Source organism: Pseudochelatococcus lubricantis (genome assembly GCF_011762225.1).
Taxonomy (GTDB): Bacteria; Pseudomonadota; Alphaproteobacteria; order Rhizobiales; family Beijerinckiaceae; genus Pseudochelatococcus; species Pseudochelatococcus lubricantis.
This window is the reverse complement of sequence record NZ_JAASQI010000005.1, coordinates 346,700-362,132: the sequence shown is the minus strand read 5'-3', so window position 1 is coordinate 362,132 and position 15,433 is coordinate 346,700. Positions and strand designations below refer to the sequence as shown.

The 15,433-nt window shown below is 58.2% G+C and carries 10 protein-coding genes and 1 pseudogene; 5 read left to right on the top strand and 6 right to left on the bottom strand.

Annotated features, from left to right (window positions below; translation table 11 throughout):
- The first annotated feature begins 437 nt into the window (after window positions 1-437).
- Window positions 438-1,886 (top strand): hypothetical protein, encoded by a 1,449-nt coding sequence (locus tag FHS82_RS12830; protein WP_166953394.1) that lies wholly within the window; start codon window positions 438-440, stop codon window positions 1,884-1,886.
- A gap of 123 nt (window positions 1,887-2,009) precedes the next feature.
- Entirely contained in the window at window positions 2,010-3,134 is a 1,125-nt protein-coding gene (locus tag FHS82_RS12825; RefSeq protein WP_166953392.1) for a glycosyltransferase family 25 protein, read from the top strand.
- A gap of 54 nt (window positions 3,135-3,188) precedes the next feature.
- Here the strand turns inward: FHS82_RS12825 and FHS82_RS12820 are convergent, their stop codons facing one another.
- Complete coding sequence (locus tag FHS82_RS12820) at window positions 3,189-3,395, bottom strand: hypothetical protein (RefSeq protein WP_166953390.1); 207 nt, start codon at window positions 3,393-3,395, stop codon at window positions 3,189-3,191.
- An 86-nt stretch (window positions 3,396-3,481) separates the two neighbouring features.
- Between FHS82_RS12820 and FHS82_RS12815 the strand changes: the two genes are divergently transcribed.
- Both FHS82_RS12815 and FHS82_RS12810 read left to right on the top strand, forming a co-directional pair.
- Window positions 3,482-4,241 (top strand): IS5 family transposase gene (locus FHS82_RS12815; RefSeq protein WP_166953388.1). Its coding sequence is split into 2 segments (ribosomal slippage): window positions 3,482-3,822 and window positions 3,821-4,241, totalling 762 coding nucleotides; the frame shifts between segments, so codons are not numbered across the junction.
- A gap of 94 nt (window positions 4,242-4,335) precedes the next feature.
- Window positions 4,336-5,088 (top strand): annotated as a pseudogene (locus FHS82_RS12810) (IS5 family transposase); the annotation flags it as partial.
- Between the two features lie 100 nt (window positions 5,089-5,188).
- Here the strand turns inward: FHS82_RS12810 and FHS82_RS12805 are convergent.
- The 5 genes from FHS82_RS12805 to FHS82_RS12785 all read right to left on the bottom strand — a co-directional run bounded on the left by FHS82_RS12805 (window position 5,189) and on the right by FHS82_RS12785 (window position 13,857).
- The gene (locus FHS82_RS12805; protein WP_166953386.1) at window positions 5,189-6,412 is read right to left on the bottom strand and encodes a hypothetical protein; all 1,224 of its coding nucleotides are present in this window, start codon (window positions 6,410-6,412) and stop codon (window positions 5,189-5,191) included.
- Between the two features lie 400 nt (window positions 6,413-6,812).
- Entirely contained in the window at window positions 6,813-9,278 is a 2,466-nt protein-coding gene (locus FHS82_RS12800; RefSeq protein ID WP_166953385.1) for a glycosyltransferase family 2 protein, read from the bottom strand.
- Entirely contained in the window at window positions 9,275-11,764 is a 2,490-nt protein-coding gene (locus FHS82_RS12795) for a glycosyltransferase (RefSeq protein WP_166953382.1), read from the bottom strand. Before FHS82_RS12795 ends, FHS82_RS12800 begins: the two co-directional genes overlap by 4 nt.
- A 187-nt stretch (window positions 11,765-11,951) precedes the next feature.
- Window positions 11,952-13,163: a glycosyltransferase gene (locus tag FHS82_RS12790; protein WP_166953381.1), complete on the bottom strand. Its 1,212-nt coding sequence runs from the start codon at window positions 13,161-13,163 to the stop codon at window positions 11,952-11,954.
- A gap of 37 nt (window positions 13,164-13,200) precedes the next feature.
- Entirely contained in the window at window positions 13,201-13,857 is a 657-nt protein-coding gene (locus tag FHS82_RS12785; protein ID WP_166953379.1) for a class I SAM-dependent methyltransferase, read from the bottom strand.
- 164 nt (window positions 13,858-14,021) lie between these two features.
- On the opposite strand from FHS82_RS12785, the gene FHS82_RS12780 reads away from it, so the two are divergent.
- Window positions 14,022-15,407 (top strand): DUF4214 domain-containing protein, encoded by a 1,386-nt coding sequence (locus tag FHS82_RS12780; RefSeq protein WP_166953377.1) that lies wholly within the window; start codon window positions 14,022-14,024, stop codon window positions 15,405-15,407.
- Window positions 15,408-15,433 lie beyond the last annotated feature (26 nt).

The window sequence follows — 15,433 nt, the reverse complement described above, 5'->3', positions numbered from 1 at the left end:
TCAGGGTCCGTCTGCTCAAGGTCATCTCCTTTGGAGACCTTGAATCAGAACCAACACAAAAAGGGAATCAATGAATGCAGACAGCACCTAGAGCGCGTTCCGATCAGATGGAATCATCTAATCGATGAGAATTCGCTCAAAATCAATGGATTACTGCACCTTGATTTCCCCTTTGGGGGGGCACCGATGACGCGCGTGGGGATCGAAGCAATTTGTCGCAGGCGCGGAGACAGGCAATCCCGCGTCGCGGCGCAGTCCAAACAAACGGAACCAGCTCTTCCGTTGCTTTTGATCAGCACTAAATCTACAGTGACAGCCACATCAAGTGTCGGGTGGACAAGGGAGGATGTTGTGCTTGTTGACGTTTCCGCTAATGTACGAGCCACGCGGCTTGCATAGCGAAGTACTGGCTAATCCCTGTTTGATATGAGGACCCAATGAATCCCGAGTTAGCAAACTCACTTCGCTCGCTTTTGCCGAACGCCAGAGCAACAAAGTCAGCCATTTCGGCGGCTTTGGGTGCATTTTCACTTGTTCCAGTCGTCCAGAAAGAAGCGTATTGGCATTTTTTGCAAAAGGCAATACCGGACCATATAGAGGCTAACGGCGGCCGCTCGTCCGAGGCTGCTCGGGCGATCAGCAATTTCATTGTCAATACGTCTTTCAAGGACATCAAACATACCATTCGGCGCGATAGGCACGTATGGCACATATGTCTCCATGCGTACAGACATGACGGTAAATGGCTTGTAGTAGATATCGCGCTTGGCGGAATCTTGTTTCTGACCGGCGACAGGCAGGATTATACTGTAACGTCGTTTGGCTCGCATGGTGAGACGAGCACATCTATAGAAGCGATACAAAAGGACCAAAAGCAAGATATATACGCTGCCGATTGGGGACTTGAACCCCATACGATCGTCCTTTTCAATAATGGCCGCCCTACCGATCAGTCGATGAGCATTACAAAATTCGCGGCATTCGCTGCTGCAATAGATATCGCGGAATCTGTCCATGTCCATCAGGCCAAATTGTCAGCATATTTTGATCCTGAGCTGTTTCAAAGCATCAAGGCGATCGGGCGACGTTCGTTCACGAATGCCGGGGATTACAGGGACAGGTCGAAATTCATAAAGTCTTCCACTTCTATTATAGAGGGAATCTATCTCCCTGAAGCAAGTGACATCAATCTGAATCGTTACCTCTTTGAAGAACTCAGAGAGGTCTTACTTGGTCGCGACGAGGCACCTCCTCCCCGAACCGCACCTAAAGAAAGACTCATATTATTTTGCTCCCTGGACCTGGAAAAGCGCAGGTGGGATGAGCAGGGTGAGGGCTTGCTTGCCCTGTTCGAAAAGACACAAACGATAACCTCCCATCTCACCGTCTATGTGAGCGGCATGACCGGGCCGATCTTTCAGGCTGAGGCCGATAGGCTCAACAAGCAGTATGCAAGCATCCTTGAAGTAGAGAAGGAAATAGCTGCATCGTGGACGAAAAAGTTGGGCAGCTTCATCGATGTGGAATTCCTGGGCGGACGTGATTTGCTCGCAAAGGTTCATGCCATCAGCCGTGCCCATTTTCAGGTAACCCCTGCCGCCACGCCATCGATCATCGGCATCTTGGCCGGCTTGAACGGCGTGTCCTACTGCCATCCTGAAGTCTATGATAATTTCAGCAGGATAATCAGGCAGATAGAGAACATAACGCTGATATGCAGGACCACGGCTAAACCTTCCGTCGAACCCCAAACAGGCTTGATGCTCTATAGCTGGTCTGGCGCTTATGGCCTGTCCTATAGCATTGCTCCAAGCGCGTTTCTCGACGAAGCGTGGCCAGCGTTGTTCAACGCCATAAAAAAGGCGGAGGTGTCGTCAAGACGATGAATATGAGAAGGTTATCAGTAGTCATTTCATGGTCGCTGAGGGATGGCCCCAGAATTATCGTGTATGCTTATCGTTTAACACAGAAGCACGGATCCTAAAAACTCGAACTTAGAAGGCATCGTGATGTTAGAAACTTACGTGATTACCATCCGAGGCTCCGACCGGGAGAGCTGGATTTCGAACCATCTATCACGTTTTTCTGATGTGTTAAAAGTCAATTTTATTTCTCAGGACGCTGGTATTGATCTCAACCCGATCGAGTTGGCAGTCAATGGATACATAAAACTTTTTCCGAGCCATTGGGTTTCTGAGAAATTATATGATTACTCCGCTTTGCAGTACAAAATGGGGACGCTTGGCTGCATGATGGGGCATTACCTTGCCAACTCACGCGCTGCTGAGAGCGGGCACGCCTTTAGCCTGGTCCTGGAGGACAACATAGAGCTAGTATCTAATTTTTCGCAGGAAATTTCGCGCGTCCTTGATTCGATAAAAGGTAACGAGTTTGATATAATTCATCTCTATTCCGCTAGATCGGATGAAAGAGAAATTTTTAAGGAGAATATCCGCTACGGTGTTGATGAATGGTCTACGGCAAAAGCACAGATAGTGAGCAGAAGATTCTCGAATTTTGTTGCGTCAAATATTCCGTTTCATCAAGTGGCAGATGGCGTTACAATGTTGCCAAGCGTGAAGTGGGTGCCGATCGGTATGAAAAGCTTTATTGTACAGCCTTTTCTAGTAAAAATAAATGAAAACTTTAAATCAACTCGCAAAAAACAAGACAAACAAGAAAGAAAGTATTCTATTGTTTATAAGCGCGTCCCTAAATCTATCTCATCGTTCGTCGCAGGAGCTAAGCATTCGAACGGAGATGAAATTTTTAGTTACAATGGAAATATGTACACTATATCGTTTGAAGTCGGAAACGCAAAATATGTGAATGGAGAGTATATTTTCTCAAAAATATTAGGAAAGAGAGGAATTCAAGACGAGAATATTAGAAAAAAATTGATGGCAATGACCCCTGAGGAATTTATCTCCGCTGGAGAAACTTTTTATATACGATTTTATAATGGTGATAAAATTGATAATTCTGTATCTATAATAACAAAGAAAGATCTAATATTTCCTATCGGCAATGATGAATATTTATTCTTTTTTATACGTGAAAATGTCTTGCCGGAAATGGTCGGTGATTATATACACCGTTATCTGACTCCAGCATATACTTACCTTAACATCTGATTGTTTTGGACTGACGAAGGTTGGCGCTGACAGCTTGCCGGCGCTCCGAGGAAATCAAGTGGCTTCCCGAGGCTTATGCTGGTTGCTGGGTTTCTTGTTTCTTGTTTCTTGTCGCGGCGGCGGGAAGGTGTTGCCCGGCCGGGGCTGCGGCTTGAGTCTTTGGCAGTAATCATGCGGCGGCAGCAGTTTCAGGGCCTGCACGCCGGAGTAGGCTTCCTCACGCGCCTCGACGCCGAATATCGCCTCCATCGTGATCGACACGCGATGAGACAGCACAATCCGCTAGGCTCAGGACCTATTAATTTGCGTTGATAAATGCCTCATTTTGGCGATGGTAGCAGGTTTTTATGGCCGAACTGTTTCTGTTGAGCGAGCGTCAGATGGCGCGGATCTCGCCGCATTTTCCCCGTTCGCATGGCGTGCCGCGGGTGGATGACCGTCGCGTGGTGAGCGGCATCGTCTACGTGATCCGCAACGGTTTGCAGTGGAAGGACGCGCCTGCGGGTTATGGACCGCCCAAGACGCTCTATAACCGCTTCATCCGCTGGAGCCGGATGGGGGCGTCTTCAACAACCGCATCTTCGCGTCGCTCGCGGCCGAGGGGGCCAAAGCCAGATCGCATCATGATCGATGCGACGCATCTGAAGACTCACCGCACGGCGGCGAGCCTGCTAAAAAAGGGATGTTTCCCGACGTATCGGACGAACGAAGGGCGGCCTGGACTCCAAACTTCATGCCGTCTGCGACGGCCGGGGCCGTCCCCTCGTCATGCTGCTTTCCGAAGGTCAGATGAGCGACTACGGGGGTGCCCGCCTGATGATACCCCACCTGCCACCGGCCAAGGAACTGCTGGCAGACAAGGGCTACGACGTCGATTGGTTGCGCAAGGATCTGGCCGAGCGCGGGATAGCAGCATGCATTCCGTCACGCGCCAAACGAAAGAACCCAATCCCGCATAATGCTGTCCTCTACCGAGAGCGCCATAAGATCGAGATCATGTTCGGCCGTCTCAAAGATTGGAGACGCATCGCAACACGTTATGATCGATGCGCCCACACCTTCTTTTCCGCCATATGCATCGCCGCCGCCGTCACCTTCTGCCTATAAATCAACGAGTCCTGATACTACGGCGTAAACTCATAAAATTGCTTGTCGTTTCTGGCGTTCTCTGATTCAAGGCTTCCAACTAAGGATGCCTTTGATGACGCGTCGTCGCTACGAACTAACCGGCCACGAATGGTCGATTATCTCGCCGCTTTTGCCCAACAAGCCCCGTGACGTTCCCCGGGCCGATGACCGGCGGGTGCTGAATGGTATCCTCTGGCGGTTTCGAACGGGCTCACCCTGCGCGGAAATCCCGGAGCGTTATGGCCCGCCGACCACCTGCTACAACCGTTTCGTGCGCTGGCGCCGAGCCGGGGTATGGGATCGGCTTCTTGCAGCAGTCTCGGCAGCCTACGATGGTGATATCGTCATGATCGACTCGACCTGTGTCCGCGTTCATCAGCATGCGGCCACGGGAAAAAGGGATGGAGATGATGGCGGTACGGGACGTTCCCGCGGCGGACTTACGAGCAAAATCCACGCGCTCGTCGACGCCGAAGGTCGCCCCGTCAACCTGCGTCTGACCGGCGGACAGGTCGCTGACTGCACGCAGGCCGACGCGTTAACAGGCGAACTCAGTGAAGGAGATATCCTGTTGGCCGACAAGGGATATGACAGCAATGCCATCCGGGCCAAGGCTGCAGAGCGAAAGGCCTGGGCCAATATCCCGTCGAAGACAAACCGCAAGGGCTCCTTCGTGTTCTCACGCTGGGTCTATCGGCAACGCAATCTCGTGGAACGGTTCTTCAACAGGATCAAACAGTTTCGAGGCATCGCAACCCGATATGACAAGCGCCCGGAAAACTACCTCGCCGCCGTAAAGCTCGTCGCCGCAAGAATATGGTGCCAGAGTTTATGTGTCGACGCCGTAGATCTCCTGCTGTCAGCAGAGCGGCAGCGAGGGTATCTCCGAGTCGACCAAGCCGTCGGGGCTCTTGCGCACGTGGTTCTCACGTACCATAAAAGAATACGACCTCCCGGATGGCAATCGAGAGAATGCGTTCGTCGTTCGACCCTTCTGCCCGTGCAGGTGAGGCGCTTACCTGGCTTTCGATTCGAAACGTTTGCACGGGAATGGCGGGTATGTCGTCACTCCACTGCAAGCGCGCCATGAATCGCGATGTTGCCGGATCCTCGGTGATATCCAGAACTGCCGGCAAGGCGTCGAAATAGCAGTTCAGCAGGGGGGAGGTCGCGCCGTAGACCTTGTCGATGACGATCAAGACTTCGTTGATGATCCTGCCAGGGTCGGGGTTGAAAATGATGCCTGTGCGGCTCATCCAGCGGAAACTGTTTCCGTCCACCACCTCGACAGCATACCAGCCCAATGTAAACAGGTCGGAATTGAGGTCGACATAAGTAGCGGTGGTCGGAGCAGCGCCTTCACTTTTCTTCGATCCGCTGGAAATCGCCGGCACCGCATTGATAAAGCTTCTCAGATTTTCCATCTGGGCTTGTAGGGCTGGATCGATCGGGGCGATTTCCTCCCTACGCTCACCGGCAATCCGATCAAAGATGAACGACGAAGCATATTCGATGAAAGTGTCGACCCTGCGCTGAACGTCCGTAATCTGCTCTTTGAGTTCGTTACGCAGCGATTTGATATGAAAGCTGGAAGCATCCTGTATCTGCTGCACGCGCGAGTCGAGGGCAATAAGCCGCCTCTCTAACTCGTCATTCGCAGGTCGGCTAAGTGTGAGCGACGCCAGAACAGTACGGCCTCCGGCCACATACAGCTCGATAGACAACCCGCTGTCGCTGATGTCGGTGGGTAACAACTGGACGGCGAAGCGGAAGCTGGCGCCTCCTTCGTCCATCAGACGGGGCTCTTCCATATCCACAGAGCGCGGAACCAGGCCATTGATGCGCGCGAAAAGCTGCGGCTTGAGCAGTCCATTGGTTCTATTGAACGCCACGCCGCGGACAATGCCCTGCGATATGGTCATGCTGTCGACAACGATCTGCCCCATGCCGACCAGCATGATGGCTTCGTCAACCGTCCGCAATTCGAAGGGTGCTGAAATGTCAGCGTCGTTATCTCGCCGCGCAAAACGTATTTCAGTCGGCAGTTCGACCCACGGCAGGTACCTGATGGGAAACTCGATAACGTCACCTGCCCTGAAGTTACCGTTAATACGGCTTTCGCCAGCCCTTATACCCTGAACATAAGCCACTATTACATCATCGACACGGCCAGAAACAAGGCATGCGAGCCTAACCGCCTGTCTGCCGATCCCAATCGGCTTTACGATCGCGTCAGCTATATTAAGCATTATTTCACTTTTCAGGTTCGAAAGGTTTCCTTGTTTAACAGATGATACCTCTATCCGCAATGAAAACTATGTTTGTTATTCATATTCAACGCAAGGTCTCGTGTAATGAAAACGACATAATTATTCGTTGATCGTCTCGCGGATCGGTTCTTTCTTGACGTCGCTGTACAATTTTTTCCATCAGCGGAATTGCCAGTGACAGGCGGAGGGGGGTGACCGTCTGGTATTCGGGTTATCTTACCATCATGATATCTGTTGTCGGTACTGAGGAGGGGCGAGACCTCTATCAGTCTCCCTTGCATTACCCGATAAACGCCCCCCGCTCCGCCAGCCCTGCCTTGCTTCGCGCCAGCCTTTTCCGTGGCGGCCAGGCGAGGGCGGAATAGGGGTAGGCGTCGCGGTTGAGGGAGGGTGAGTAGCAGGGATCGTCGAGCAGGGCGTGTCGCCATTTCAGGCGCAGGGCCCTCAGTTCACGGGTGGCGCGCCCGCGGCGTTCGGTCGTGAGGTCGCGCTTGCGGCTGGCGGATTCCTTGTGCAGCAGCGTCGCGTGCGGTGTCCATATGTTGCGTTTTCCGGCCGCGCGCAGCTTCAGGCAGAAGTCCACGTCGTTGAAGTTCACAGGGAACAGCCGCTCGTCGAGACCGCCCACGGACCAGTAATCCTCCCGCCGGACGAGCAGGCAGGCGCCTGTCACGGCGCTCACTTCGCGGGTGGTGCACATCAGGTCGTCGTAGGCAGTGTCTTCTGCCAGACAATCGTTGAAGGCGTGGACCGCGCCGAAGTAGGGGCCCAGCACCACGCCACCATGCTGGACTATCCCGCTCGGCCATAGCAGGCGGGCGCCGATGGCGCCGGCATCGGGCGCATGGGCGGCTTCGAGCATGGCTGTCAGCCAGCCGCTTTCGGCGCATTCCGTGTCGTTGTTCAGCAACAACAGGTGCGAGCCCTGGGCAATGCGCGCCGCCGCGTTATTCAGGCGGGAGAAGTTGAACGGTCCCGGCTGTCTGAGGATGGTTACGCCGTCCTCCTCCAGTTCCGCGAGATAGGCCAGGGTGTCGGCGTCGCGGGAATCGTTGTCGACGACGATGATATCGTAATGCGGCCAGTCGGTCCGCTCGCGCAGGGTCGAAAGACAGGCGCGCAGCAGTTCTTCCCGGTCCCGGGTGGGAATGATGATCGTCACGTGGGTGTCGTGGGCTATGGCGGGCCGCAGCCGCAGGGCGGGATAAACCGCGCCATACCCCCATTCTATCCGCGTCTGGTCGTCGTCGGCAGTGGCGCCTTGGGTGATGCTTTCGTCCGTCAGCAGCGCCGCCGCGGCAGCCGCGTCGGCGATCGCGCTCTCGTCGGAAGGCTCGCGCTCTGTCGTGGTCACGAGAATCTGCGGGAGATGCACAATCGGTCGTGCCTGCCGGATGGCGGCCGCCACCGCTCCTGCCACGATCACCGGCAGGGAGAAGTTCTCCGCCGCAGGCAGGGCGGGTATCAGGTCCGCGTCGAAGGCTACAAGGCCGTGGAGATATCCCTGGGTGCGCGCGCGTTCGAGATCAAAGGCCGGTTTGAAGACGGGTAGGAGCGTGCCGTCGCGTCGTAGCATCTCACAGTCCGTGTAGATGACGCTGGCGTTTCCGTTTTCGGTTGCGGCTCCGCTTTCGGCATCCGCCAACCGTTCGAGCGCCTCGGGATGCAGCCGGTCTCCCGCGTGCAGGATGACGACGGACTGCGCCGTCTCGCGGACGATTTCGGCCTCGATGGACTGCCAGTCCGCTGCAGAGAAGGGCCTGGAGCCGTCGATAGCCGCGATAAACCAGTCATCCGTCGTCGAAGCCTCGATACTTGCTACCGTATCGGCAATGGCATCCGCCTCGCCGATCACCAGAATGCCGAATCGTCGCGACACATGCCGGGATAGTGGCGGCAGCGGGTAGGCCCGCTTCCATGCGTCATAGCTGTCGAACGGCAGCGAGCCCGGAAATATCGTCTGGAGGAAGTCGGCACGCGGCTCGAAGTCGGCCGCCTGCGTCAGCGAGCCGGTCAGCCGCGACAGATCGTCCGACAGGGTCGCGACCGCCAGTGGGCTGCCGGACAGTTCGGTTCCCCGCTCGTCGATGACCCGGATCTCGTGCATTTTGCCGCTGGCCATTGCCAGGGGCAGCATCATCTCAAAACCGAACGGGCCCGTGGGAATCGCCTCGCCGCGTTCGGGCTCATACATCCTGTCGGCGCGGGCTTCGCCGACAAGCTCGTTGCCGCAATAGGCGAAAACACGCAGCCGCCGATCCAGATTCATGCGGTCGCACGCCCAGCCGATGAGGCGCAAACCGCCAATCCATCGCACGGAGCCGGGAATGTCCACCCGCTCCGGCGCATCGCCGCCGTTGTCGGGCGCGACGACGTTGCCGATTGCGATATCGGTGTTGGCGACATATGCCGTCACGAGGCCCGCCTCGTCGATGGCCGCCTGCCCGATGTCGCACAGGAAACCGTGGCATCCGTCCGTGCCGAATTCGCCGCACAGCTCGGGCACAAAGCAATCCGCGCGGACGACCTGCATAGAGGTGCCCTCGTACCAGATCTCGACACATATCCGCCGCTCCGGCTGAGACAGATCGATGACCCAGCCGCCGAACATGGTTTCGGAAAGGCGGAAGAAGTCGCCGTGGAGTTCGGCTGGGCCGGCCGCGGGATCGGCGCCCGCCGCCTGATCGTGCGGCAGCGTGCCCGCCAGCTTGTGATTGCCCGCCCTTGTGCTTTCCGGCGCGGTCATGTGTCTGTTCCGTTGCGTAATGCGGGCTCGTCCGGGGCCGCGACGGCACTGCACCACGACACGACCGCCGCCGCCGCGTCGCGCGGTGTCGCCTTGGGTTCTATTGCAAGATCCGTGGAGCCGGAGACGAGTTCCGCCAGAATGCCGGCAGAACGTGCCGCGACGGGCACGCGCACCTTCGCAAGAGCCGGCAGCCGCTCGTCGTAGAACCGGTGGCTCCCGCCAGCGATGAAGGCGGCGCCGCAGTGGTAGAGCTTCAGGAGATCAGCTACCTCGCCGGCGGATACTTCGCCGAGGGACATGATGTTGCCGATTCTCATCAAAGGAGCCTCGTTCATGATTGTTCCCATCACGATCAGTTCCCGCCTGTCCGCTCTCCGATGCAATTCGAGCCCCAGCGCCTCGACGTCTCGCCACGCCGCAATGCCGGGTTCGAGGGGCAGAATCGCGATCGGCGCGTCTTGGGTCACGGAGGGGGTTTCAGCCGGCTGACGGTTGATCGTCATGAGCGGAGCGGTTGCCACCGGCGCGTCGGGGGCGGACTGACGCAGAATGGCGGCGGCGGATTCACAGCCTGCGTGGATCCGCTCCGCATGACGGAGGAGGGCAGTGGCGGATGGATTGTCGAGCAGGGCTTTTTCGTCGAGCACGGCGATTTCGCATGGCACCTGAAGTTGCCCGATAAGATCAAGCAAACAGGGCGGCAGTTCGGCAAACAGAAGGCAGATGCTTTTCTTCGCTCCGCACAGTCCTGCTATTCTCGTCAGAAAAGCCCTGTCATCCGGATTAAGCCAATCGGCCGCGACAGAGAAATCGAAAGCGCCCGTCATCGTGACGACAATTACGTGGGGATGCCCCGCCGGAGACTGGAAAAGGATTCGGCCTGCGCCGTCGTCCCCGCACAGGTTATCGACGGCCCGGTCGAACGGTGTGTGTGCGGCGGCGGAGACGAAAACCGCCGTTTGCGCCTGCCACGCCGCATCCGGCAGCGCTTTCAGAATGCGTTCCCGTGCGGGCTTCAGTGTATCGCGCGCGACGAACCAGTCCGTCCGGGCGCTCAGAGACGGATAGCGGCGGGCGATTTCCCCGATGTTGCGCAGAACGAACGAGCGCTTGCTTTGCCGATAGGAGGCGGAGCCACGATGCGCCACGACGAGGCCGGTCGCACACACGTTGCGAAAGCCCTGTCGATCAGCGCGCAAGGAAAACGCGACATCCTCGAAATAACCGTGGCTGAGATATCGTTCGCCGAACCGGCCGACGCTATCGAGGCAACGGCGCTTAATATACATGCAAAACCCGATTCCGTTGGGAATATCGATGGCGTCATTGCCGTTGACCGATCGGGCCGCGTCATTGAGCATCGCAAGAACCGCGTCGGATGGCAGCGGGTTGACGACAAAAGGCTCCGGAAAGCTGGTCAGTTCGCCGTTGTTCGACAGTGGCGTCACCGTTCCGATCCGCTCGTCCGTATGGGCAACCGCGGTCAGGACATCGAGCCATCCTGCGGGAACGACAGTGTCGGAATTCAGCAGAATGATATCCCCGTCCACCACTATATCCAGGGCGCTTTCGACGGCAGCGATGAATCCGCCGTTCTGCCGGCGTCTGATACAGGTTATCGCGCCCGTTTCGGCAAGGCGGACAACGTAGGCAGACAGTTCCGGTTCCGGGCTGGCATCATCCACCACGACGATGGAAGCCCGCCCGGCGGAATGCCGGACGACGCTTTCGAGACAGGCGACGGTTGCCTCCAGATCACGGTAGACAGGAATGACGACCGTTATGCGTGGCACCCCGCCCGCAACGGGGGCGGCCAGTAACTGGCCGTTGACCACCTCGGTGCTTTCTCCTTCAGCCGTGGAACGGGGCGCGGAAATCCGTCCGCCCAGCAGGGGCACGGAAGTTACGGCGGAAAACCTGGCGGCGCCGGGCCGCCAGGGAAGTTCGACGACCGCGCGGTGGTCGAACACATGGGCGCCGCGCTCCCGCCTCCCGATATCGCGAGTCTCACGCTCCCCGTCCCAGAAAGTCTCGATGCGCAGCGACGGAGCGCCGTTCCAGTAAAGATGCACGGTCACCGTTTCGCCCGCGAGGACGCACCAGCCGAGGCCTTCGGGGCAGACGGAGGAAAGGACGCGCAGCGACCTGCGCGTATATGCCGCCGCGTCCGCCGCTGTGAGCAGCCGTTCGGCGTAGGCGAGACTTTCGTCGCGCCTGCCGAGCCGCGCAGCAGCACCCATCAGCAGAAAATGTCCCTGGAAATCCGGCGGCTGCATCTGTGCCGCCGCCTGCAGATCGTCATAACTGCCGGCGGCGTCGCCGAGGCGATGCCGCAGCGCTGCTCTCAGGCGCAAGTGTTCCGCCGCCGGGGCAAACGTCCGGCAGCTCCGATCGATCAGCGCAAGGGCATATTGATAATGGCCGGCCCGGAACGCATCCAGCGCCATTGCCGTCAACGCGCTCTGGTTTGCGTCAGCCAGCAACAGGGGTTTCGGTGGCAGAAGAGAATGCATCATAGCCTAACGGGAACGTTCAGGAACGTGCGCATATCCGTAGCTTTTACGCGCGTGACGCATCTGGCTATGAACTCACCGATTCTTATAGCAAACGCCTTTTCCGCTCTATACTGCAGAAAATACTGATCAATGTAAGAACCTATACTTCAATAGGCTACAATGAGCGAATGAAGTCAAGCACTTTTTTACAGGCGGCTTGCCGGGTCAGATCGTTGCTGAGGATGAACTGTCTTGCTGCCGCTCCCAGCCTGTTTCTTTCGTCGCGGGTGTTGAGCAGCGTTGCCACGGTGTCGGCCAGAGCCCGCGAATCGAAGAAATCCGCGAGGCGGGCGTTCTCCCCGTCCGTCATGAAATCCCTTACCGGCGGCGTGTCGGATGCGACGATGGCCTTGCCCATCGCCATTGCCTCCAGCGCCGACCACGAGAGCACGAAAGGGTAGGTGAGATAGGCGTGAACGTCGCTGCGTTTCAGAATGGTTGCATAGTCCCGGTAGGACACACGCCCGGCAAAGTGGACGCGCGTGAGATCGACCCGCTCGCCCAGTTCCGTCAGCATCGTTTCCTTCCAGGTCTCCCGCTCCGCCGGCGGCGGGCCGTAGCCGCCCTGATCGGCGCCGACGATGACGGTGTGGACGTCCGGCACCGCCGCCTGAAGCGAGGGCAGGGCGCGCATGAAGGTGTGGAAGCCGCGCTGCGGCTCCAGATAGCGTGCCACGTAGGTGACGACGGGCGTATCTGTGCCGATACCGGCGGGCCATGCGTAGTCGTGCCCGTTCCCGCCGCCGACGGCAGCAAGGGTATCGGCATCGATTCCTTCGTGAATCACTTCGATCCTCGGGCGTACGGATGAAGGATACGTCGAGCGCTGCCATGGTGTGGGGCTGATGCAGGCGTCCGCGTCGTCAATCGCTGAGAGTTCGAAAGCGTTGCGGATGCGCAACCGGTGCAGGGTATCGAGGGATTCAACCGGAAACTCCGGATCGAATCCGACGTCTCCGCCGCGCCGCATGTAGTGGTATTCGCAATAGCATACGAGCTTCGCTTCAGGAAAAATGTCCCGCAGAAAAAGCGACTCGCTCCAGCCTGTATGCGCCAGAATCACATCGGGCGCAAAGCCGTTCAGGCGCAGAATGCGCGCCTGCGCGGCGACGGCCTCCGCCCGGCTGATTCGCACCGCCGCCTCGTCCTGCAGCGGATTCTGCGCACTTCCTGCCGGGGGGGCGGCATAGTTGCGATACAGAATCCGGGGATCCTGAAACTGCCGCGCTCCGATCGCCGCTACCTCATGGTCACCGCTCGCGATGAGATGGTCGACGAGTCCGGCGAACTGGCCGGGGAAGTTCTGATGCACGAACAGAATTTTCAAGTCATGAATCCGGTTGTCGAAGGGATGGCGCGTCCGTTCAGCGGAAAGGCGCGGTCAGCAGCAGACGCGACGCGCCAGGCATAAGGCCGACGGCCCACAAGTCGAGACTGCGCCCGCGCAGGATCATGCTGCGTGCGAAGCCGGCCTCCGTCAGCAGGCGCCTCAGCCTGTGTTGCGTGAAACCCGTCTTGTGGGCCATGAACGGATTGCCGTTTTCGATGGATCGCCGGTGGCCGAAGACCATGTCGAGAGCCGTGATGGGACCGGCCGGCGATTGATAAGCCACGTCCTCCGCCTTTCCGTCCACGATCAGTTGCGCGACGGATTCGAGGTCGGGCATGGTCACGAGTATCAGGCCGTCGTCTTTCAGGATGCGCCTGAATTCACGCAGCGCCACCGGCACCTGATGATCGTGAATATGCTCCAGGCTATGGGAACTCCATATGGCGTCGACGCACCCGTCGCGAAAAGCCGACAGGTCGCTGATGTCCGCCACGATGTCGGGGAGGACCTGCCTGTCTATATCGACGCGGACTTCCCGCCATTGCCCGCCTCGGAAAAACGAATGCAGCTTGTGGGGAGAGGCTCTGCCGCAACCGACATGCAATACCGTTTTCTGTTCCGACTGTGGCGCCGCTGGAAAACGGGTCTCATCGGCAGGTGGTGTTGCGAAACTGATGGAAACCTCCAGCATGCTGTTCAGCGCAACTATAGGTCGCCTTTTCATGCCTCGACGTCAAGTGATGTCCTGACGATCTGTCCCCACAGAAAGAGCTGCCCGCACGATCGAAAAACACGGTTGACGCCATCTGTACGGTCAGCGAAAGCTACGCCGGACTGTCTGGGGGAGAGGATGGCATGGCAACCATTGTTTCGGACTACACCGCGCTCCTGAGCGGAACTTCCTGGTTGCCCGACAAGGGCCAGCCGATCATCCTGACATATTCCTTCTCGACGTCGGCCGCGCCGGGCGTGCGTAACGACAGGCCCAATGCCGTCGCCTCGTTTTCCCCCCTGACCGAGGCCGAAAAAAACATCGTTCGCGCGGGGCTTCAGGAATGGTCAGGCGTCTCGGGCGTGATCTTCATCGAGACATATCAGAACGAGGGCGACCTGACGTTCGGCGCGTATAATCTCGATCTCATTTATGGGCGGAACGTGTCGGGATTGAGCGGATACCCGTCCGCGGCAGGCTCCAGAAACGAAGGCGGCTACGTCGCCTCCTCCTACGGGGACGGGCGCGATGGTTTCAGCGGCGACGTCATGATCGACCGCGACGTGCGTCTCGATGTTGCCGGGGAGCTTCAGTTCAGGACGGTGGTCACCCACGAGATCGGCCACATTCTCGGCCTGAAGCATCCCTTCGACGGTGATATCCGTCTCCACCGCGATCTGGACAACGGCGAGCATACCGTCATGTCCTACAACCAGGCGGGAGACGGAGGGATCGCCCATCTCGACATCGATGCCGTGCGCGTGCTTTACGGCGACGAAAGCGCGAAGGAACGGCTTCACTGGTCCTGGGACGCGGGCTCCGAAACCCTCTATCAATGGGGCTCGGTGGGGAGCGAATTCATCCGTGGCACCAGCGCGAACGATGTGATCGATACCGGCGGCGGCAGGGACGGGGTCTGGGCCGGGGCAGGCAACGACCGCGTCATTGCCTATGATCAACCTGTCAGCGCCTCCGGCGGCGCAGGTTTCGATGTGTTCGTCACCGGCCTCGCCCACGCGGCGGTGACCCTTTCCGGCAACATTGATTCGTTCGTGATCGTGCCCGCCGACCGGCAGGCATCCGCCGACTGGCCGGGGCAGGTGCTTGAGTCGTTCGAGCGCATCGCGTTTTCCGACGGCACGCTTGCGCTCGATGTGCGCGGGAGCGCGGGGCAGGCCTACCGGCTCTATCAGGCGGCTTTCGACCGCACGCCCGACACCGTCGGCCTCAATTACTGGGTAGACGTGCTCGATGCCGGTAACGGGCTGCAATACGTGGCCGACCGGTTCATCGATTCCCGGGAATTCGCGTTGCTCTATGGAAAAGACGTTTCCAACGCCGGGTTCGTGGACAGCCTGTACCGCAACATCCTCGGCCGCGACGGAGACACGGGCGGCATCGCCTTCTGGAACGAGCAACTCGATTCCGGCCAGCGTTCGCGGACCGATGTCCTGATCGGATTTTCGGAGAGCGACGAAAACGTTGTCGGCGTCGCGCCCGCCGTCGAGCACGGCATCTGGCTGGGATAAATTCGCCTGCGCTTCCGCCAACCGGC

Coding starts and splice junctions, on each gene's coding strand:
- FHS82_RS12830 (WP_166953394.1), top strand. CDS start 438: ATGAATCCCGAGTTAGCAAACTCACTTCGCTCGCTTTTGCCGAACGCC.
- FHS82_RS12825 (WP_166953392.1), top strand. CDS start 2,010: ATGTTAGAAACTTACGTGATTACCATCCGAGGCTCCGACCGGGAGAGC.
- FHS82_RS12800 (WP_166953385.1), bottom strand. CDS start 9,278: ATGACCGCGCCGGAAAGCACAAGGGCGGGCAATCACAAGCTGGCGGGC.
- FHS82_RS12785 (WP_166953379.1), bottom strand. CDS start 13,857: ATGCTGGAGGTTTCCATCAGTTTCGCAACACCACCTGCCGATGAGACC.
- FHS82_RS12780 (WP_166953377.1), top strand. CDS start 14,022: ATGGCAACCATTGTTTCGGACTACACCGCGCTCCTGAGCGGAACTTCC.